Consider the following 20,241-nt stretch of genomic DNA (forward strand, 5'->3'; position numbering starts at 1 on the left):
GCTTCAAGCGTTGTCTTTGTAAGCCTTCAAGGCCTTGAGCCGCTCACGCTTCAGCGCTTCGCCCAATTCAGGCCCTTTGAATCCCTTCTCCAGCAACGGCTGCACCGCGACCTCCCGCGCAACCTTCGCCGCCCCGCGCAAATAATCCGCCTGTGGGTAACTTCTCTGTTCCAGCCCTTTGCGGCCCCGGGCATCCATCTCGCACGCGGCAATAAACTCTTCAAACCGCTGTGGCCGGCGATAAACATCGAAACTCTGCAACAGTTCCAGCAGCGTCGATGCTTTCAACTCCAGTGCCCGGTGCCCATGGGTGTGATACTTGCCCACCAGCAAGGCTAATTCCTGACAGTCCTTCGGCGCCTTGAAGCGTTCGTTTACGGCTTTGATCAGCTTCAGTCCGGTGTGCTCATGGGCGATATGCCGTGGCCATTCTTCTTCAGGCGTCAGGCCTTTGCCAAGGTCATGCAGCAGGCAGGCCCAGCGTACGGTCAGCGGTTGTTTGTGCAGCGCCGATTGCTCCAGCACGCTGAGGGTGTGCAGGCCGGTGTCGATTTCCGGGTGATGGGCTTCCGGTTGCGGCACACCAAACAGCGCGTCGACTTCCGGCATCAGCACTTTCAATGCGCCGCAGTCGCGCAGTACCTGGATAAATACCTGCGGCTGATCTTCCATCAGCGCCCGGGAGATTTCCTTCCAGCTGCGTTCAGCGGTCAGCGCTTGCAGTTCGCCGGATTCGCTGAGTTGACGCATCAGTTCCAGCGTCTCCGGCGCGACGGTAAATCCTAGCCCGGCATAGCGCGCGGCAAAGCGGGCAACGCGCAGAACACGGAGAGGATCTTCGGCGAACGCCGGGGAAACGTGGCGCAGGATTCGCCCTTCAAGATCGCGTTGGCCGTGGTACGGATCGGTGAGGTTTTGCTGATCGTCCTCGGCCATGGCATTGATGGTCAGGTCGCGGCGGATCAGATCTTCTTCGAGCGTCACTTCCGGGCTTGCGTGAAAGGTGAAGCCGCCGTAACCGCGCCCGCTCTTGCGTTCGGTGCGGGCGAGGGCGTACTCCTCTCCGCTTTTCGGATGAAGAAATACCGGGAAATCTGCGCCGACCGGGCGATAGCCTTTGGCGAGCATTTCCTCTGTGGAAGCGCCGACGACGACCCAATCGATATCGGTGACCGGTTTGCCCAGCAAGCGATCACGAACCGCGCCGCCAACCTTGAAAATCTGCATAAAAAAACCTCCGTTAGCCCGACAGGATAACCCTTGCGTCAGACTTTCGGAGGCCAGAACCGTATCAAAGATGGATGACGGCGAGGTCGAGCCGACCGTAATCCCCTTCGCTGTGTTCACTGCGTGGCGGAACGTGATGGGTTTTCATGATCTGGTCGCCTTGCAGGGTTTCCAGATGAATGTCGAAGCCCCACAAGCGATGCAGGTGTTTGAGTACTTCCTCAGTCGAATCACCGAGCGGTTTGCGGTCGTGCTGCTGGTGACGCAGTGTCAGCGAACGGTCACCACGCCGGTCGATGCTGTAGATCTGCACGTTCGGCTCACGATTGCCCAGGTTGTACTGCGCCGCCAGGGTTTCGCGGATGATCCGGTAACCGGGTTCGTCATGGATTGCCGGCACCAGCAAGTCGTCCTTCTGATCGTCATCCATGATGCTGAACAGCTTCAAGTCACGGATCACCTTGGGTGACAGGTACTGCAGGATGAAACTCTCATCCTTGAAGCTGCTCATGGCGAACTTGATGGTCGATAGCCAGTCGGTCCCGGCGATTTCCGGGAACCAGTGATAATCCTCCTCGGTAGGTTCTTCGCACATGCGCCGAATGTCGCGGTACATGGCAAAACCCAGCGCGTAGGGATTTATGCCGCTGTAGTAAGGGCTGTCGAAGCCAGGCTGGAACACCACGCTGGTATGTGACGTCAGGAACTCCATCATGAAGCCGTCGGTCACCAGGCCCTCGTCATACAGGTCGTTCATCAGCGTGTAGTGCCAGAACGTCGCCCAGCCTTCGTTCATGACCTGAGTCTGACGCTGTGGATAAAAATACTGGGCGATCTTGCGCACGATCCGTACGATCTCGCGCTGCCAAGGCTCCAGCAGGGGGGCGTGTTTTTCGATGAAGTAGAGGATGTTTTCCTGCGGCTCGGCCGGGAAACGTGCGTTGTCCTTGTCGCTGTATTTGTCCGCGCCTTTGGGAATGGTCCGCCACAGATCGTTGATCTGCTTCTGCAGGTGTTCCTCGCGATCTTTCTGCCGGCGCCGTTCTTCTTCGGCGGAAATCGGGTAGGGGCGTTTATAGCGGTCAACGCCGTAGTTCATCAGCGCATGGCAGGAATCGAGCAAGTCCTCCACCGCGTCGATGCCATGGCGCTCCTCGCACTGCATGATGTACTGCTTGGCGAACACCAGGTAATCGATGATCGAGCTGGCATCGGTCCAGGTGCGGAACAGGTAATTGCCCTTGAAAAAGCTGTTGTGGCCATAGCACGCGTGGGCAACCACCAACGCTTGCATGCAGATGGTGTTTTCTTCCATCAGATAAGCGATGCACGGATCCGAGTTGATGACGATTTCGTACGCCAGGCCCATCTGCCCGCGACTGTAGGATTTTTCAGTGCTGAGGAAGTGCTTGCCGTAGGACCAATGGTGGTAACCCAGCGGCATACCCACCGAGGCATAGGCGTCCATCATCTGCTCGGCGGTGATCACTTCGATCTGGTTGGGATAGGTGTCCAGCGCATAGCCGGCCGCGATACGGGCGATTTCGCGGTCGTAGGTCTGGATCAGCTCGAACGTCCATTCGGAGCCGGTGGAAATGGGTTGGCGCTTCTGCTCTTTGGCGGTCATGTCACTAACCTGCGCTGGAAGAGTTCACGGAAGACCGGATAGATATCCCCGGCCGAGACCAGTTGCTGCTGGGCAAAAGTGTCAGAGAAGGCGTCGGCGATGCGTTCGTATTCGTACCACAAGGCCTGATGTTCGCGCGGGGTGATCTCCACGTAAGTGTAGTACTGCACAAACGGCATGATCTGGTTGATCAGGATGTCGCGGCAGATCGGAGAGTCGTCGTTCCAGTTGTCACCGTCGGAAGCCTGCGCCGCGTAGATGTTCCACTCGTTGCTTGGATAACGCTCGGCCATGATCTCCTGCATCAGTTTCAATGCGCTGGAAACGATGGTGCCGCCGGTTTCCCGCGAATAGAAAAACTCCTCCTCGTCGACCTCCCGTGCGCTGGTGTGGTGGCGGATGAACACCACGTCGATCTTGTCGTAGTTCCGTTTCAGGAACAGGTACAACAGGATGAAAAAGCGTTTGGCAATGTCCTTGGTCGCCTGGGTCATGGAGCCGGACACGTCCATCAGGCAGAACATCACGGCTTTCGAGCTGGGGTTCGGTTGTTTGATCAGCAGGTTGTATTTCAGGTCGAAGGTGTCGAGGAATGGTACGCGATGAATACGCGCGCTGAGTTTCTCGATTTCTGCTTCGAGTTCCTGAATATCGCCGAAGTTGTCCGGCTCTTCGCGTTTCAGCCGTTCAAGTTCTTCTTTAGCCTCACGCAGTTTTGCCCGGCTGCTGCCGGACAGGGCGATGCGTCGTGCATGGGCCGAACGCAGAGTGCGGATGATGTTGATGCGCGAAGGATTGCCTTCGTTGCTGATCCCGGCACGTACGGTTTTAAAGGTGTCGGTGCCGCTCAGGTTGCGTTTGACCAGGTTGGGCAGTTCGAGGTCTTCGAACATGAATTCGAGGAATTCTTCCTGAGTGATCTGGAAGACGAACTCGTCCATGCCTTCGCCGGAATTACCGGCCTTGCCCGGGCCACGTCCGCCGCCACCGCCCGGTGGTCGGGCGATGTGCTCGCCGGCAGTGAACTCCTTGTTGCCGGGATGAACCACGGTCTGCTTGCCGCCGCGGCCGTGGTGAAGCACCGGCTCGTCGATGTCGCGACCGGGGATGCTGATCTGTTCGCCGTGCTCCATATCGGTAATGGAACGGCGGCTGACCGCCTCTTCGACAGCCTTCTTGATGTGGTCACGGTAACGCCGCAGGAAACGCTGGCGGTTCACCGTGCTCTTGTTCTTGCCATTGAGACGTCGGTCGATCACATAACTCATAGGAAGCCCTCCGGGCAGCTTCAAGTTGTGAGCCTCAAGCTGCAAGTAAAAGCAGTTTCCCGGGCATCCGTGGGTTACGCGCTTTGTTCTTGCAGCTCGTAGCTAGAAGCTTGCAGCTGCTTCACTGCGACTTCCGTACCCGCAGGTACCATTCGGAAAGAAGCCGTACCTGTTTGTCGGTGTAGCCGCGTTCGACCATTCGAGTGACGAAGTCGTTGTGCTTTTGCTGATCCTCTTTGCTGGCCTTGGCGTTGAAACTGATGACTGGCAGCAGATCCTCGGTGTTCGAGAACATTTTCTTCTCGATGACCACCCGCAGTTTTTCGTAGCTGAGCCAGGTCGGATTCTTGCCGTTGTTGTTGGCCCGTGCGCGCAGTACGAAGTTGACGATTTCGTTGCGGAAATCCTTCGGATTGCTGATGCCGGCCGGTTTCTCGATTTTCTCCAGTTCTTCGTTGAGGGCAACACGGTTGAGGATCTCGCCGGTTTCCGGATCGCGGTATTCCTGATCCTGAATCCAGAAGTCCGCGTACAGCACGTAACGGTCGAAGATGTTCTGGCCGTACTCGCTGTAAGACTCGAGATAAGCTGTCTGGATCTCCTTGCCAATGAATTCGATATAACGCGGCGCCAGGTATTCCTTCAGGTAGCGCAGATAGCGCTCGCGGGTCTCGGCCTGGAACTGTTCCTGTTCGATCTGCTGTTCCAGCACATAGAGCAGGTGCACCGGGTTGGCGGCGATTTCATGCGGATCGAAGTTGAAGACCTTGGAGAGGATCTTGAACGCGAAGCGCGTCGACAGACCGTTCATGCCCTCGTCGACACCCGCCGAATCGCGGTATTCCTGAATCGACTTGGCTTTCGGATCGGTGTCCTTGAGGTTTTCACCGTCGTAGACGCGCATCTTCGAATAGATGTTGGAGTTTTCCGGCTCCTTGAGGCGCGAAAGCACGGTGAACTGCGCAAGCATCTTCAAGGTGTCTGGTGCGCAATGCGCTTTGGCCAGAGAACTGTTGAACAGCAGTTTGTCGTAGATCTTCACTTCGTCGCTGACGCGTAGGCAATACGGCACTTTGACGATGTAGATCCGGTCGATGAACGCTTCGTTGTTCTTGTTGTTACGGAAGGTGTGCCACTCCGATTCGTTGGAGTGGGCAAGCAGGATCCCTGTGAACGGAATCGCGCCAAGCCCTTCGGTACTGTTGTAGTTGCCTTCCTGGGTGGCAGTCAGTAACGGGTGCAGCACCTTGATCGGTGCCTTGAACATTTCGACGAATTCCATCAGGCCCTGGTTGGCCCGGCACAGCGCGCCGGAATAGCTGTAGGCGTCGGCGTCGTTCTGTGGGTATTCCTCGAGTTTGCGGATGTCGACCTTACCGACGAGCGCCGAGATGTCCTGGTTGTTCTCGTCGCCCGGTTCGGTCTTGGCCACGGCGATCTGATTGAGGATCGAAGGGTACAGTTTGACCACGCGGAACTGGCTGATGTCGCCGCCGAATTCGGCCAGGCGCTTGGTCGCCCAAGGCGACATGATGGTGTTCAGGTAGCGCCGCGGGATGCCAAAGTCTTCTTCGAGGATCGCGCCATCTTCGGTGGCGTTGAACAGGCCCAAAGGCGATTCGAATACCGGCGAACCCTTGATCGCGTAGAAGGGCACTTTTTCGATCAGTTGTTTCAGCTTCTCGGCCAGCGACGATTTACCGCCGCCGACGGGGCCGAGCAGATAGAGGATCTGTTTCTTCTCTTCCAGGCCTTGGGCGGCGTGGCGGAAATACGAGACGATCTGGTCGATGCATTCTTCCATCCCGTGGAAGTCTTCGAAGGCCGGATAGCGACGGATCACCTTGTTGGAGAAGATGCGTGACAGCCTCGAGTTGGTCGAGGTGTCGAGCAGTTCCGGTTCGCCGATGGCCAGCAATAGACGCTCGGCGGCGGAAACGTAGGCGCTACGGTCTTTCTTGCACAGCTCCAGGTACTCTTGCAGCGAGAGTTCTTCCTGGCGTGTGGACTCGAAGCGTTGTTGGAAGTGGCTAAAGATACTCATGACGTCACCTCGCTCGATACGTGGAGCCGACGCCGGATCACTCAGTCGATGCTGGCAAACAACCGCTACGGCAGCTGTTTGTTTACCCCCCAGAACACTTTCACGATCGACAATCGCGAAAGTCACTCCCGATGACCCGTGCGCCGGTGTACCGGCTCTCCCCTGTTTTGGATGGCCTGGGCTTAAGGATAGTTGGGAATTCGGGAGGTAAAGGCGAGATACGTAATTATGTGTGGCAAGACCGTTCGTCTGCCCGCGCAGGCCCACGGGAGCCGGGGCCTGCGCGTTGCAAAAAAATTATTCGGCGGTGCCTTGGGCGGTTTCCGCAGGATAAGTCGTACGCCACAGCTCAAAGCCGCCGTCCATGCTGTAGACGTCGGAGAAGCCTTGGCTGATCAGGTAAGCCGCAGCACCCTGACTGGAATTGCCGTGGTAGCAGACAACCACGGTCGGTGCATCAAGGTCGGCGCCTTGGATGAAGGCGTGCAAGGAATGATTGTCCAGATGCTTCGAGCCGCTGATGTGCAGGGCGGCAAAAGTTGCCGGGTCGCGTACGTCGACGACGACAGCACCTTGTTCACGCAGGGTCTGGGCCTGTTCCGGGGGGATTCGTTTGAATTCGCTCATGGCGGGTTCCTGTTGCTCGGCTGAAAGCGCAGTCTAACGCGGTGCGCTGACTGGCGAAGTTTCGGGGATAAGTGGTGCGACAGTCTGGGCGAGGCCGCCGTGTTCGTCGCATTTGCATGACAGGCGTTCGCCGCTGTCGACGTTCATCAGGGTCAGGCTGCCGCCCCAGACGCAACCGGTGTCCAGCGCCGAGATACCCGGCTCATGGATGTTGCCTTCGAGTGCTGCCCAGTGACCGAAGATAATCCGCAAGCCGCGGGTTTTGCGCTCCTTGTGCTGGAACCAAGGTTTGAATCCGGGAGGGGCGGTGTCGAGGCCTTCTTTGCTCTTGAGGTCGAGTTTGCCTTCGGCGGTGCAAAAGCGCATGCGCGTGAAATAGTTGGTGATGACGCGCAAACGGGTCACGCCTTTGAGATCGTTGTCCCATTTCGCCGGATCGTTGCCGTACATGCCGTCGAGGTAGGCAGGGAACAGATTGTCGTCACGCAGGGCGGCTTCGACTTCGGCGGCGCACTTCAGCGCGCGGCTCAGCGACCATTGCGGTGGAATGCCGGCATGCACCATGGCGACATCGCGTGTTTCGTCGTAATGCATCAGCTTTTGCTGGCGTACCCATTCCAGCAATTCGGCGCTGTCCGGCGCCTCGAGAATCTCGCGCAGGGTGTCGGACTTCTTCAGGCGCTCGATGTTTTTCGCCGCTGCCAGCAAATGCAGATCGTGATTACCCAGTACGCAGACCATCGATTCGCGCATGCGGTACAGAAAACGCAGGGTTTCCAGCGATTGCGGGCCACGGTTGACCAGATCGCCGACCAGCCACAGGCGATCGAGCTTGGCGTCAAACGCCACTTGCTTGAGCAGGCATTTGAGCGGTTCGAGGCAGCCTTGCAGGTCGCCGACGGCATACGTTGCCATCAGTGCAGAGCTCCGGGTACGGCGAGACGGAACGGCTTGATGATGGCGTCGAAATGTTTGCCGTCGGTGGCGACCATTTCGTAAGAGCCCTGCATGGTGCCGACCTTGGTGGTCATCACCGTGCCGCTGCTGTAGGTATGGCTCTGGCCTGCGTCGATCAGCGGTTGCTGGCCGACGACACCGGCGCCGCGCACTTCTTCGACATGCCCGTCGCCATCGGTGATCACCCAATGTCGCGACATCAGGCGCGCAGGCTGCTCGCCATTGTTCTGCACGGTGATGGTGTAGGCGAAGGCGAAGCGGTCGTGCTCGGGTTGCGATTGGTCTGCCAGATAGCGGGTAACGACACTGACATCGACCTGGTAACGGGAATCGGACATGCAAAAGGCCTTAAACGAAGCGGAACGCGGGGCGTAGCTGATGGGGAATCAGTCTAGGCAAGTATCGGGCAGTAAACCAGAGTGGCGTCCTGCCCGATAGCGTTCATCGCTTGTCAGTCGGCGGCGGGGGAGGCCGGGACTTGTATGGCGAGCTGGTCGGCCAGGCGTACGAACGCGGCCAGGTCCAGTTGCTCCGGACGCAGGCTGCCATCGACACCGGCGGCTTCGATCTCGGCATTGCTGAGCAATTGCTTGAGCGTGTTGCGCAGGGTCTTGCGGCGCTGGTTGAAGGCTTCGCGGACGACGCGCTCCAGCAGCTTGTGATCCTTGGCCGGGTGCGGCAGCACTGCGTGCGGGACCAGGCGGACGATGGCCGAGTCGACTTTCGGCGGCGGGTTGAACGCGCCCGGACCGACGTTGAACAGGTGCTCTACGCGGCAGTGGTACTGAACCATGATCGACAGGCGACCCCAGTCACCGCCGCCAGGGCCTGCGGCCAGACGCTCGACCACTTCCTTCTGCAACATGAAATGCATGTCGCGAATGATGCCGGCGTTATTCAACAGGTGAAAAATCAGCGGCGTCGAGATGTTGTACGGCAGGTTACCGACCACTCGCAGGCTGTTCGGCGCGGCATTGAGCGAGTTGAAGTCAAACTTCAGCGCGTCGCCCTGGTGCAGGTTGAAATTGCTCTTGCCGGCAAACTGCTGGTTGAGGATCGGGATCAGATCCTTGTCCAGTTCCACCACATCGAGTTGCGCGCCCGAGGACAACAGGCCGGCGGTCAGCGCGCCCTGGCCCGGGCCGATTTCCAGCAGGCGGTCTTCGGCTTTGGCATGGATGGAGCGCAGGATGCGGTCGATGACGCCAGCATCGTGCAGGAAGTTCTGGCCAAAGCGTTTGCGCGCCTTGTGTTGATATAGCTCGGTCATAAACGGGTCTCGGCCATCTGGTAGGCGGTTTCCAGGGCGACTTGCAGGCTGCCGGTGTCGATCTTGCCGCTGCCGGCCAGATCCAGGGCGGTGCCGTGGTCGACCGAGGTGCGGATGATCGGCAGGCCCAGTGTCACGTTGACGGCAGCGCCGAAGCCTTTGTACTTGAGCACAGGCAAACCCTGGTCGTGGTACATCGCCAGCACTGCGTCGCAGTGCTCCAGATATTTGGGGGTAAACAGAGTGTCGGCAGGCAGCGGGCCACGAAGGTCCATGCCCTCGCCGCGCAGGCGCTCTAATGTGGGTTCGATGATGTCGATTTCTTCATGGCCCAGGTGGCCGCCTTCACCGGCGTGCGGGTTAAGCCCGCAAACCAGAATGCGTGGCCGGGCGATGCCGAATTTTTTTTGCAGGTCGCTGTGCAGGATCCGCGTGACCCGCTCCAGTCGCTGCGGCGTGATCGCATCGGCGATCTCGCGCAGGGGCAAGTGAGTGGTGACGAGTGCCACACGCAAGCCGCGTGTCGCCAGCATCATCACGACCTGGGCGGTATGGGTCAGGTCTGCGAGAAATTCAGTGTGTCCGGAGAATGCGATGCCCGACTCGTTGATCACGCCTTTGTGCACCGGCGCAGTGATCATCCCGGCGAAGTCGCCGTTGAGGCAGCCGTTGCCGGCACGGGTCAGGGTTTCAAGGACGAAAGCAGCGTTAGCCTTGTCCAGTTGCCCGGCGACCACGGGTGCGCTGAGCGGTGTATCCCAGACATACAGGCTATTGGCGGGCGCCGGGGCGTCCGGCCAGTGATTCGGGCCGACATCCAGCAAGTTGACGACCAGCCCCAGCTGCGCGGCCCGCTCATTGAGCAGGTCGCGGCTGGTGATGGCAATCAGGGGATGTGGCTGGGCTTGCGAGGCGAGCAGCAGGCACAGGTCGGGACCGATGCCGGCTGGTTCGCCGGGTGTCAGCGCGAAACGCTTGGGTTTCACTGCGCTGCCTGGTCTGCACCAGGGAGTTTGATCTCTACGTACGCTTCGTCACGGATCTGACGCAGCCAGGTTTGCAGCTCTTCGTCGTATTTGCGGTTACGCAGTACGGTCATGGCTTGCTGCTCGCGAGCCTGTTCGGTGCTGTCGGTGGCACGACGGCCAAGGACTTCGAGAACGTGCCAGCCGTATTGGGTCTGGAATGGCTTGGACAGCTGACCTTGTGGAGTCTTGGCCATCACTTCGCGGAATTCCGGCACCAGTGCGTTCGGATCGATCCAGTTCAGATCGCCGCCGTTGAGGGCCGAACCCGGGTCTTCGGAGTAGCTCTTCGCCAATTCGGCGAAATCTTCACCTGCCAGGATGCGGTCATACAGGGATTGAACCAGCGCCTTGGTCTTGGCTTCGTCGCGGATCGGGCTTGGCTTGACCAGAATGTGGCGCACATGCACTTCGTCGCGCATCTGCGCTTCGCCGCCACGCTTGGCCAGCAGCTTCAGGATGATGAAACCACCCGGAGTGCGTGCAGGCTGCGTGATGTCGCCGACAGCCATGCTGCTCAGCTCGCGGTCGAACGGCGGTGGCAGTTGCGCGGCTTTACGCCAGCCCATGTCGCCGCCTTCCAAAGCGTTGTCGCTACCGGATTTGGCAACGGCCAGTTGACCGAAGTCAGCGCCTTGCTTGAGTTGCTGGTAAACGTCCATGGCCTGACGGGCAGCGCTCTGAATGGCTTCAGAGTTGGCGCTTTCCGGTGTCGGGATCAGGATGTTGGCCAGGTGCAGTTCTTCGGACAGTTGCATCTTGCCCAGGTCGGAAGCGAGGAAGTTTTTCACTTCCTGCTCGGACACCTGAATGCGCTCTGCCACACGACGCTGACGAACACGGCTGATGACCATTTCACGCTTGATCTGGTCACGAGCGTCGTCATAAGACAGACCATCGTGAGCCAGGGCCGCGCGGAATTGATCCACGGTCATGTTGTTGCGCTGGGCAATCGTACCGACAGCCTGGTTCAGTTCTTCATCGGTGATGCGGATGCCGGAGCGTTCGCCGATCTGCAATTGCAGGTTTTCGACGATCAGGCGCTCAAGCACCTGCTGATCCAGTACGCCTGGAGGTGGCGAGCCACCCCCACGCTTGGCGATGGTCTGTTGAACTTCGTGAACACGCTGGTCCAGTTGGCTCTGCATGACCACGTCGTTGTCGACGATCGCTACCACTTTATCGATGGACTGTACGGCGGCGTTGGCCGCCGTACCCAGGAACAACGCGCCCAGCATCAGCGGGCGCAGACAATCAGAAAGCTTGGTCTTCACGTTGACGATAACCTTGGATGCCTTTGTCGAGGAAGCTCTCTACCTTGGCGCCGGTGAGGCCGCCGAGTCCCTTCAGAACAATTTGGAGGAAGACGCCGTGGTCGCCTTTTTCGTTTTCCGGGGCGTTCTGACTGAATTCGTCATAGCTGACCCAGTAACGGTTGATCAGGCGCAGTTTCCAGCAGCAGTTGTCATATTCGAAACCACCGAAGGCTTCCAGCGTACGGTTGCGGTTGTAGTCGTACTGCCAGCGGCTGATCGCGCTCCACTGCGGAACGATCGGCCAGATGACCGAGAAATCATGCTGCTGGATCTTGTAGTAGTCCTTCACGTAGCCAGGTTGCCCCGGAGTGCCGTAGTCACCACCACCCACCGACCATTTACCGGTGTTCTGGTCATAACGAACCTGGTCGTTGCGATAGCGATAGCCGAGGTTGACCACCTTGTTCGGGTTGTCTTCCGGCTGGTAGTGGAACATCGCGCTGCCGGAACGTGGGCTGCGGCTGTCCGGATCCCAGTTGTAGTCGGCCGTGGTCCGCCAATCGCGGTTCCAGCGATATTCGTATTCCAGTGCGTAAGGCGAGACATTGGCCTGAGCATCGTCGCGGGTTTTCGCATCGATACCCGGCAGCTGTACTTCACGATCCTTGAAGTACAACGCCTGGCCGACGCTGATGCGTTGACGTTCGAAACCGTCGTCTTCGATCCAGCGGCTGGTTACGCCCAGCGACAGTTTGTTCTCGTCACCGACACGGTCGGAGCCGGAGAAGCGGTTGTCGCGGAACAGCGAGGCGTAGTTGAAGGTGTATTCGCTGGTGTCGAATACTGGAATGTCTTCTTGATCAACCTCGGGTACATAGAGGTAGAACAGGCGCGGTTCCAGGGTTTGACGGTAGTTCTTGCCAAAGAACGAGGTGTTGCGGTCGAAGTACAGGCCGCTGTCGATACTGGCAATCGGTACGCCACGGTTCTGGTTGCTGTCGAACCGGCCGTAGAGTTTCTGTTGTTCGGCAGGCATTGCCGCAATCTGCGACTTGCCGGTGCCGTCCAGATCAAGCTGGTACTGCGTGTACTGGTACTTGAGCGATGGCTTGAGGAAGCCATAAGTCCAGTTCATCGGCAGGCTGACGCCCGGCTTCAGGTTCAGACGATCGCCGTTGGCGCGTGCCAACCCGGTAACGTTGTTGTCGAGGCGCGGCTCGACAGTGCCGTCTTCGTTAGTGAAGTTGCCGTTTTCCAGGTCGCGGTCAAAGCGGACCAGTTCGGTCTCGTAATCGAAATTCAGACCTTCTGGATGATACGGCAGCTGACCAGTGAAGGTGATCTGCGGCAGGCGGTCATACGGCGTGATGTTCGATACGGTGGCCAACTGATACGCCTGAGCGTTCAGACGGGCGGTGTAGCTGTCGCCGCGATAGGTGACCGAACCCTGCTGGTTCACGTAGTCGGCGTTCTTCACACCGATCTGATCGGTTTGCAGATCCTGGAAGTAGTACGGATCGCTGATCTTGGTGTAGTCAACCTGGGTGAGCACGCGGGAGTCGAGACCGCCCTTGTGCTGCCAGTTGTACATGTAGCGATTCTTTTCGTAGTCGGTCTGCTTGCTGCGATCGGTATCTTCGTCGTTCAGATACGCCGCGCCGAACTGACCTTCGGTGGACTTGGTCAGGTAACGGAACTCGCCTTCCACCAACATGCCGCGCTTGCTCATGTAACGCGGGTACAACGTGGCATCGTAGTTCGGCGCCAGGTTGAAGTAGTACGGAGTCACCAGCATGAAGCCGGTATCGCTGCCGGTACCGATGGTCGGCGGCAGGAAGCCCGACTGGCGACGGTCGTCGATCGGGAAGTAGATGTACGGCGTGTACAGGATCGGGATGTCTTTGACGCGCAGCGTCACGTTGGTCGCGGTACCGAAACCGGTCGCCGGGTTCAAGGTGATGTTGTTGCCCTTGAGCTGCCACGCGTTGCTGTTCGGTTCGCACGTGGTGTACGTGCCGTCCTTCAAGCGGATGATCGCGTTTTCGGCACGCTTGGCGTACAGCGCATTACCGCGGATGCGCGATTTGTGCATCACGTATTCGGCGTTGTCGACCTTGGCTTCACCGGTGTCGAGCTGCACATCGGCGTGGTCGCCGACGATCAGCGCGCCGTTGTCACGGATGCGCACGTCGCCATTGAGTTCGGCGCGGCTCTCGGCCTGGTACAGGCTCGCCTCGTCGGACTCGACCTGCATGCTGCCCTGACGCAAGACAACATCACCGGCCAGCGTACCGACTTGATCATCGGTGTTATAGCGCGAGGCTTTTGCGCCGATAAAGGTCGGAGCGTCGCTTTTGTTCGTCTTGTCATTCATGCCAGGACGAGTCGGCTCGATGTAGGCACCCGAGCAATAAGGACCGGTCTCGGCCAGTTGGGCGGCGGTGAGTTTCTCGCGCGGAACCCAGTCGAGGTGACTGAAGTCTTCGCTACGGGATTTCAGGCCACGGCCCTTGGCTTCGGTGACCAGTGCCGTTTTAGGGCCTGTGTCGGCAACCGAACCGTTCTCGCTCGCCGCTTCGCCGGTGGCACTGACGGCACTGCCGTCATGCACTGGACGTGGCGGCAAAGCTGCAGCGGTTGATTTGGGCGCACAGGCCCAACCACCCGAAGCCGAGACGGAGCAGTCATACTGCTCGGCGGCGACAACGAATTGACTGGCCAGAGGTTGCATAGCCAGCAGACTGCCGGTTACCAACAACGGAAATTTTTTACGAAACGCGGGGGATTTCAATGCCATCTTATTAGTCCGGGCTTCCTGCGTGCCATCTGCCCGCGGTGTGGGCCGCACGCCTCTCGATGGTCTGAAAAAGATGCTGGATAATAAAGCATGACCCGCTTGACGGCTAGCGCCGTCGGAGACCCTTGCAATGCCTGATCAAGATGTACGCTTGCAACACCTGAAAGTTTGGCTCGATGAGCAGTTGGCAATCCTTTTTGCAGATCAGGGTTGGGGCGCCGTGCCCCCGGCCACGTTGACTGCGGCCAGTAGCGACGCGAGTTTCCGCCGTTACTTCCGCTGGGAAGGTGCCGGTCGCAGCTTCGTCGTGATGGACGCGCCGCCACCGCAGGAAAACTGCAAACCGTTCGTGGATATCGCTTTTTTGCTGGCGAAATCCGGAATAAACGTGCCGAAAATTTATGCCGAAGACCTCGATCGTGGATTTCTTTTGCTCAATGACCTGGGCAACAAGACCTATCTCGACGTGATCGATGGCGAAAACGCCGAGAAATTGTTCAGCGATGCCCTGCAAGCGCTGCTGGCTTTTCAGCAGTTGCCGATGGTTGCACCGTTGCCGAGTTACGACGTGGCGTTGCTGCGCCGTGAGCTGGAACTGTTCCCGGAGTGGTACGTGAAGCGTGAACTCGGTATCGAGTTCGATGCGACCCAGCAGCAACAATGGCAGCGCATCAGCGATCTGTTGATCGACAGCGCCCTGGCGCAGCCCAAAGTGCTGGTTCACCGCGACTACATGCCGCGCAACCTGATGATCAGCGAACCGAACCCTGGCGTGCTGGATTTTCAGGACGCGGTCTATGGCCCGGTGACGTACGACGTGACCTGCCTGTTCAAGGACGCTTTCCTGAGCTGGCCTGAAGAGCGCGTGCGCGGCTGGCTGGAAAGCTACTGGCAACAGGCTTCGGCGCTGAATATTGCAGTCCAGCCGGACTTCGAAGATTTCCTGCGCGCCAGCGACCTGATGGGCGTCCAGCGCCATCTGAAAGTCATCGGCATCTTCGCCCGCATCTGCCATCGCGACGGCAAGCCGCGTTATCTGGCCGACGTGCCGCGCTTCTTCTCTTATATAGAAGCAGTGATCGCCCGTCGCCCGGAACTGGCGGAGCTGCAAGCGCTGTTCACCAGCCTGCGAGGCGGAGCGACGGCATGAAGGCAATGATTCTGGCGGCAGGCAAAGGCGAGCGCATGCGCCCGCTGACCCTGACCACACCGAAACCGCTGGTGCGTGCCGGCGGTGTTCCCCTGATCGAATATCACCTGCGCGCGCTGGCAGCGGCAGGTTTCAGCGACATCGTCATCAACCATGCCTGGCTCGGTCAGCAGATCGAGGATTACCTCGGTGACGGTGCGCAGTTTGGCGTGAGCATCGAGTACTCGCCGGAAGGCGAGCCGCTGGAAACCGGCGGCGGGATCTTCCGCGCGCTGCCATTGCTCGGCGACGACGCGTTCCTGGTGGTCAATGGCGATATCTGGACCGATTACGACTTCAGCGTGCTGCATCAGCCGATCAACGGGCTGGCGCATCTGGTCCTGGCCGACAATCCGCCGCATCACCCGGCGGGCGATTTCGTGCTCGTCGACGGCAAAGTGCGCGATGGCCAGGCGGATCTGCCGACCCTGACCTACAGCGGCATCGCCGTGCTGCATCCGCAATTGTTCGACGGCTGCGCGGACGGCGCCTTCAAACTGGCGCCGCTGTTGCGCACAGCCATGGCCGCCGGACAGATCACTGGCGAGCGTCTGAAAGGTCATTGGGTGGATGTCGGTACGCATGAGCGTCTGGCGGAAGCTGAACACCTGATAGAAGCGAGTCGCTGATATGTTGTGGCCAGGGACTCTGATTGGAGCCGGAGCAGGTTTTGCTATCGCGAGCATTCCGGGGGCCATGCTTGGTGCATTGCTGGGGCAGGCGCTGGATCGGCGCCTGCACCTGCAGAGCTGGGGGCATTTGCGTGAAAAGCTTGGCGGTCGACCAATGCTGCGCAACGACGAATTGCTTTTTGTGTTGCTCGGGCGGCTGGCCAAGAGTGACGGGCGGGTTACTGACGGCCATATCCATCAGGCGCGCAACGAGATGCGCGCGCTGGAGATGGGAGAGCCTGCGCAGCGGCGGGCCATCGCCGCGTTCAATCGCGGCAAGTCCGGCAGCGATAGTCTGCGCGGTTACCTGCGCCGTCTGAGTACGCAGCCGCATGCCGCCGAGGGGGTGTTGCGTGCGTGTTGGCGAATGGTCTGGGCTGACGGTCGCGCAGGCGTCAGTGAGCGTGAATTACTCGCGCAGTGGGGCAAATGGCTGGGCTGGACGACGCATCAGGTGCAGGCGCTGGCCAGTGATTACGAACCCGGCAAACGGCCGATCGTCAGTGCGGCGGTGAGTTATCAGGAGGCGATGAAACTGCTTGGCGTGTCAGCGACCAGTGAGCCGGCGCAGATCAAACGCGCTTATCGGCGTTTGCTCAGTCGTCATCATCCGGACAAGATTGCCGGCAGCGGGGCGACGCCGGCGCAGGTGCGTGACGCGACCGAACGTACTCGGGAGCTGCACAACGCCTACACGTTGATTCGTGAACGGCGGGATTTTCGTTAGTTGTTGGAAGATCAAAAGATCGCGGCCTGCGGCAGCTCCTACATTGGTTTCCTGTAGGAGCTGCCGAAGGCTGCGATCTTTTTGCTTTTATCAATCGGTGTTCTGCGGACTCAGCCAGCCGCGCACCCGGCGGAACAACTGTTCCTGTTCGGCCTTGTTATCCGGCAACGCCTTCAACGCCACCTGGCTGAACGCTGACGTCTTCAAGCGTTTGCTCGCCTGCATACGTTCCAGCGCCGCGTTGCGATCCAGCGTTTTGTCCATGTAGAAAATGTCTGCGGTCGGCAACTTCAGTGTCGGTGTCAGCTCCGCCAGTTGCGGCTTGGCCTTGGCCGGCATCTGCGCGTCGACCATGACGAACTTCTCCACCTGCGCGGTTTGCTTCTCGCTCAGATAACGCGCCGCCCAATAGGCGCCCGTGCCATGGCCGAGCACGACAATGCGTCGCGCACTCTGCTGTTCGGCATAGCCAATCGCGGCATCGATGCGTGCGAAGATGCGTTCGGCGTCGGCCTTGGCTTGTTCTTCGGTGGTTTCGGCAACGACCTGATCGGCGACTTCCGCTTCCCCACCCGCTGCCTGTTCGATCGGTTGTGCGGTGGTCGAATCCTTGCTGCCGGTTTCTGCTGCTTTCGGTGCGGCGGCGGGCTCGATTACACGCGGTGCGATGGCATCGCTTTGCAGATCGGGCAGGGTGATACTCAGGCTGCTCCACTCGACATCCGGCAGTTTGCGCCGCAACGGACCGATTGCCTGCGGCCAGTCAGCCGTCTCGCCGGCGCCGGGGATGATAATCACCGCTCCTTTGGGTTCGGCGGTGTTGGCCGGTTTCCACAGGGCCAGAAAGGTGTCGCTGCCAGCCTGCAATTGCTGTTGTTCCTGCGCCGGCACCTTACGTTCCAGTGCGGCGGCCTCTTCCTGACTACGCTCAAGCAGTGGCTGGCGTTCGGCCGGTTTTTCTTCGGCAGGTTTTTCTGCCGTGGCGGCGGGCGCCGGGTCGGCGGCTTCAACGGAAAACGCACAAGGCAGGATCAGCGACAGGCACAATGCTGGCATTGCCAGGCGATAAACAGAGGGCATCGGTTATTCCAGGCCAGAAAGTATCCCGGCAGCCTAATGGGTTGGTCAGAATTTGTCAGTGTATGAGACTTCAATGAAGCGATTTTGCTGCCTGTGGGTTATCGGCTGTTTGTGGTTTCCCTTGATGGGCTGGGCGGCGCCTGCGCCACCGGCACACCTCGCGCAATTGTCATCGGGTCAGCAGCAATGGCTGGCGCAGCATGCTGAATTGCGCGTCGGCCTGGTGCTGCAAGCGCCCTATGCGCAATATGACCGACGCTCGCAACGCCTGTCCGGGGCCAACGTTGAGGTGATGAAGTTATTGGCCAAAGCGCTCAATGTCGAACTGAGCTGGCGCAATTTTCAAGACCTCGCGCAACTGGAAGCGGCCCTGAGCGCGGGTGAAATCGATATCGCCCCCGGCCTGACACAGACACCGAGCGCGTTGCGCCTGTGGCAGTTTTCCGATCCGTACATGCGCGTGCCGCAGTTGATCGTCAGCGATCAAAAGGCCAGCGGCGCCATCGATCTGGAAAAGCTCGACAGCCAGACCCGTGTTGCCGTGCGCATGCCGAGTACGACGGCAGACTATCTGCGCGGCAACTATCCACATCTGAACTTGCAAGGCGTGCCGCTGGACCGTCAGGCGTTGCAGTTGCTGTTGAGTCAGCAGGCGTCTTATGCGGTGATCGATGAAGCGCAGCTCGGGCGTTTATCGGTAGAGCCCGAGTTCGCCGAATTGCTGGTGGTCGGCGATATCGGTTTGCCGCAATTGCTGCGCATCGCAACGCGCCGCGACTGGCCCGAGCTTGCCGGCATCGTGCAGAGCGCCTTGCGCGCGATTCCGGGGAAAGACCTGGAGCGCCTGCACAATCAATGGCTGCAACCGAAATATCCGCGACTGTCCGAGTCGCCGGGGTTTTGGCAGAACCTCAGTCTGTTGTTCGCGGTGATGCTGCTCAGTTGCGTGGCGATCGTGTTCTGGCAGCGGCGTCAGCAGCACAGTCTCGAACAGCGTCTGCTCGCCGCCCGCGAAGACATCGCCCTGCGCGCGGCAAGTGAGGAAGCCCTGCGGCTGACGCAGTTTTCCATCGATCAAAGTACCGTCGGCATTCTCTGGGTCAATTGGGACAGCCACGTGCGTTACGCCAATCGCGCGGCAGAAATCATGCTCGGTTATCCCTCGGGCGGGCTGATCGAGCGACCTTTGATCGACTTCGAGCCGGGCCTGCACATGGATCGCTGGCTCAATCTGTGGAAGCGCGCGCGGGCCAGCGAAGAAGGGCCGCTGAGTTTCGAAACCAATTGCGTGCGCGCCGATGGCAGTGTCTTGCCGGCGGATGTGTCGCTGAGTTTTCTGCGCTTTCGCGACAGCGAGTATCTGGTGGTTTATCTCAACGACGTCACTGAGCGTCGCCGTGCATTGGCCGCGTTGCAGGAAAGTGAGGCGCGCCTGCAAGGCATCGCCGCCAACGTGCCGGGGCTGGTGTTTCGTCTGGAGCGGGCGCCGGTGACCGGGCAGATCGACTTTGCCTATATCAGCGAGGGCAGTGAAAGCCTGGTCGGCTACGCGCCGGCCGTGATTGCCCACCGTGACATGGGCCTGCGCAGTCTGGTGCACCCGGACGACAAGGCCAGTTATCACCGCACCCAGGATCAGGCGCTGGACACCGACAGCGACTGGTCGTGGCAGGGCCGGATCGTCACGCGTCAGGGTGAACAACGCTGGGCCGAGATCAAGGCGATCACCCGCCAGCTGGAGGATGGCGCTTACGTGTGGGATGGCATCGTCTGGGACATCACCGAGAGCAAGCGCATCGAGCTGGAACTGGCCGATTCTCGCGAACAACTGCGCGAACTGTCGGCGCACCTTGAGAGCGTGCGCGAAGAGGAAAAGGCGCGGATCGCCCGCGAAGTGCACGATGAACTGGGGCAGATGCTCACCGTGCTGAAACTGGAGACGTCGATGTGCGAATTGGCCTATGCGCAACTCGACCCAGGCCTGAATGAGCGGCTGAACAGCATGAAGCGCCTGATCGCCCAGTTGTTTCAGTTGGTGCGGGATGTGGCGACGGCGTTGCGTCCGCCGATTCTCGATGCCGGGATTGCTTCGGCGATCGAGTGGCAGGCGCGACGGTTCGAGTCGCGTACGCAGATTCCGTGTCTGGTGCAGGTGCCGGACAACCTGCCGCCGCTCAGCGATGCCAAGGCGATCGGGCTGTTCCGGATATTGCAGGAAGCGCTGACCAACGTGATGCGTCATGCTCAGGCGCATACTGTTGAGCTGACACTGGAGCTTGCGGGCGACGAATTGTGCCTGACGGTTGCCGATGATGGCGTAGGATTTGTCGCCGCGACGGGGCGGCCGACTTCGTTCGGGCTGGTCGGCATGCGTGAGCGGGTGTTGATCATGGGCGGGCGGTTGGTGCTGGAGAGTGAGCCGGGGGAGGGCACTAGTCTGGTGGTGCGCGTGCCGGTGAGTGAGGCCTGAAAGTCT

The 20,241-nt window shown here is 59.6% G+C and carries 16 protein-coding genes; 4 read left to right on the forward strand and 12 right to left on the reverse strand.

Annotated features, from left to right (window positions below; all coding sequences use genetic code 11):
• Positions 1 to 3: 3 nt before the first annotated feature.
• From QOL84_RS22325 to QOL84_RS22375, 11 genes are all read right to left on the reverse strand, one after another.
• Positions 4 to 1,227, reverse strand: coding sequence for a multifunctional CCA addition/repair protein (locus QOL84_RS22325; RefSeq protein WP_283438573.1), 1,224 nt, complete (start codon positions 1,225 to 1,227; stop codon positions 4 to 6).
• A gap of 64 nt (positions 1,228 to 1,291) precedes the next feature.
• Positions 1,292 to 2,854, reverse strand: a complete 1,563-nt coding sequence (locus QOL84_RS22330) for a SpoVR family protein (protein ID WP_129395764.1) — start codon at positions 2,852 to 2,854, stop codon at positions 1,292 to 1,294.
• A complete protein-coding gene (locus tag QOL84_RS22335) occupies positions 2,851 to 4,122 on the reverse strand; it encodes a YeaH/YhbH family protein (protein WP_008085192.1) in 1,272 nt (423 codons plus the stop codon). Before QOL84_RS22335 ends, QOL84_RS22330 begins: the two co-directional genes overlap by 4 nt.
• A 121-nt stretch (positions 4,123 to 4,243) precedes the next feature.
• Positions 4,244 to 6,166, reverse strand: coding sequence for a PrkA family serine protein kinase (locus QOL84_RS22340; RefSeq protein WP_007910115.1), 1,923 nt, complete (start codon positions 6,164 to 6,166; stop codon positions 4,244 to 4,246).
• 297 nt (positions 6,167 to 6,463) lie between these two features.
• Positions 6,464 to 6,793 (reverse strand): thiosulfate sulfurtransferase GlpE, encoded by a 330-nt coding sequence (gene glpE, locus QOL84_RS22345; protein WP_283438574.1) that lies wholly within the window; start codon positions 6,791 to 6,793, stop codon positions 6,464 to 6,466.
• Positions 6,794 to 6,826: 33 nt separating this feature from the next.
• Complete coding sequence (locus QOL84_RS22350; RefSeq protein ID WP_283438575.1) at positions 6,827 to 7,708, reverse strand: symmetrical bis(5'-nucleosyl)-tetraphosphatase; 882 nt, start codon at positions 7,706 to 7,708, stop codon at positions 6,827 to 6,829.
• Positions 7,708 to 8,088: a Co2+/Mg2+ efflux protein ApaG gene (gene apaG, locus QOL84_RS22355; RefSeq protein WP_283438576.1), complete on the reverse strand. Its 381-nt coding sequence runs from the start codon at positions 8,086 to 8,088 to the stop codon at positions 7,708 to 7,710. Before apaG ends, QOL84_RS22350 begins: the two co-directional genes overlap by 1 nt.
• 113 nt (positions 8,089 to 8,201) lie before the next feature.
• Complete coding sequence (rsmA, locus tag QOL84_RS22360; protein ID WP_283438577.1) at positions 8,202 to 9,020, reverse strand: 16S rRNA (adenine(1518)-N(6)/adenine(1519)-N(6))-dimethyltransferase RsmA; 819 nt, start codon at positions 9,018 to 9,020, stop codon at positions 8,202 to 8,204.
• Positions 9,017 to 10,006: a 4-hydroxythreonine-4-phosphate dehydrogenase PdxA gene (pdxA, locus tag QOL84_RS22365; RefSeq protein WP_283438578.1), complete on the reverse strand. Its 990-nt coding sequence runs from the start codon at positions 10,004 to 10,006 to the stop codon at positions 9,017 to 9,019. Before pdxA ends, rsmA begins: the two co-directional genes overlap by 4 nt.
• The gene (gene surA / locus QOL84_RS22370) at positions 10,003 to 11,319 is read right to left on the reverse strand and encodes a peptidylprolyl isomerase SurA (protein WP_283438579.1); all 1,317 of its coding nucleotides are present in this window, start codon (positions 11,317 to 11,319) and stop codon (positions 10,003 to 10,005) included. Before surA ends, pdxA begins: the two co-directional genes overlap by 4 nt.
• Positions 11,300 to 14,098, reverse strand: a complete 2,799-nt coding sequence (locus QOL84_RS22375) for an LPS-assembly protein LptD (protein ID WP_283438580.1) — start codon at positions 14,096 to 14,098, stop codon at positions 11,300 to 11,302. Before QOL84_RS22375 ends, surA begins: the two co-directional genes overlap by 20 nt.
• A 130-nt stretch (positions 14,099 to 14,228) precedes the next feature.
• Between QOL84_RS22375 and QOL84_RS22380 the strand changes: the two genes are divergently transcribed.
• Genes QOL84_RS22380 through QOL84_RS22390 form a run of 3 tightly spaced genes read left to right on the forward strand, consistent with a single transcriptional unit; the run spans position 14,229 to position 16,685 of the window.
• Entirely contained in the window at positions 14,229 to 15,248 is a 1,020-nt protein-coding gene (locus QOL84_RS22380) for an aminoglycoside phosphotransferase family protein (protein ID WP_283438581.1), read from the forward strand.
• Positions 15,245 to 15,916, forward strand: coding sequence for an N-acetylmuramate alpha-1-phosphate uridylyltransferase MurU (murU, locus tag QOL84_RS22385; protein ID WP_283438582.1), 672 nt, complete (start codon positions 15,245 to 15,247; stop codon positions 15,914 to 15,916). Before QOL84_RS22380 ends, murU begins: the two co-directional genes overlap by 4 nt.
• Position 15,917: 1 nt before the next feature.
• Entirely contained in the window at positions 15,918 to 16,685 is a 768-nt protein-coding gene (locus tag QOL84_RS22390; RefSeq protein ID WP_283438583.1) for a TerB family tellurite resistance protein, read from the forward strand.
• A gap of 90 nt (positions 16,686 to 16,775) precedes the next feature.
• On the opposite strand, the gene QOL84_RS22395 is transcribed toward QOL84_RS22390, so the two are convergent.
• Positions 16,776 to 17,765, reverse strand: a complete 990-nt coding sequence (locus QOL84_RS22395; protein WP_283438584.1) for an alpha/beta hydrolase family protein — start codon at positions 17,763 to 17,765, stop codon at positions 16,776 to 16,778.
• A 73-nt stretch (positions 17,766 to 17,838) separates the two neighbouring features.
• Between QOL84_RS22395 and QOL84_RS22400 the strand changes: the two genes are divergently transcribed.
• Positions 17,839 to 20,235: a PAS domain-containing sensor histidine kinase gene (locus QOL84_RS22400; RefSeq protein WP_283438585.1), complete on the forward strand. Its 2,397-nt coding sequence runs from the start codon at positions 17,839 to 17,841 to the stop codon at positions 20,233 to 20,235.
• Positions 20,236 to 20,241 lie beyond the last annotated feature (6 nt).

It is taken from the genome of Pseudomonas helmanticensis, from assembly GCF_900182985.1.
GTDB lineage: Bacteria > Pseudomonadota > Gammaproteobacteria > Pseudomonadales > Pseudomonadaceae > Aquipseudomonas > Aquipseudomonas helmanticensis.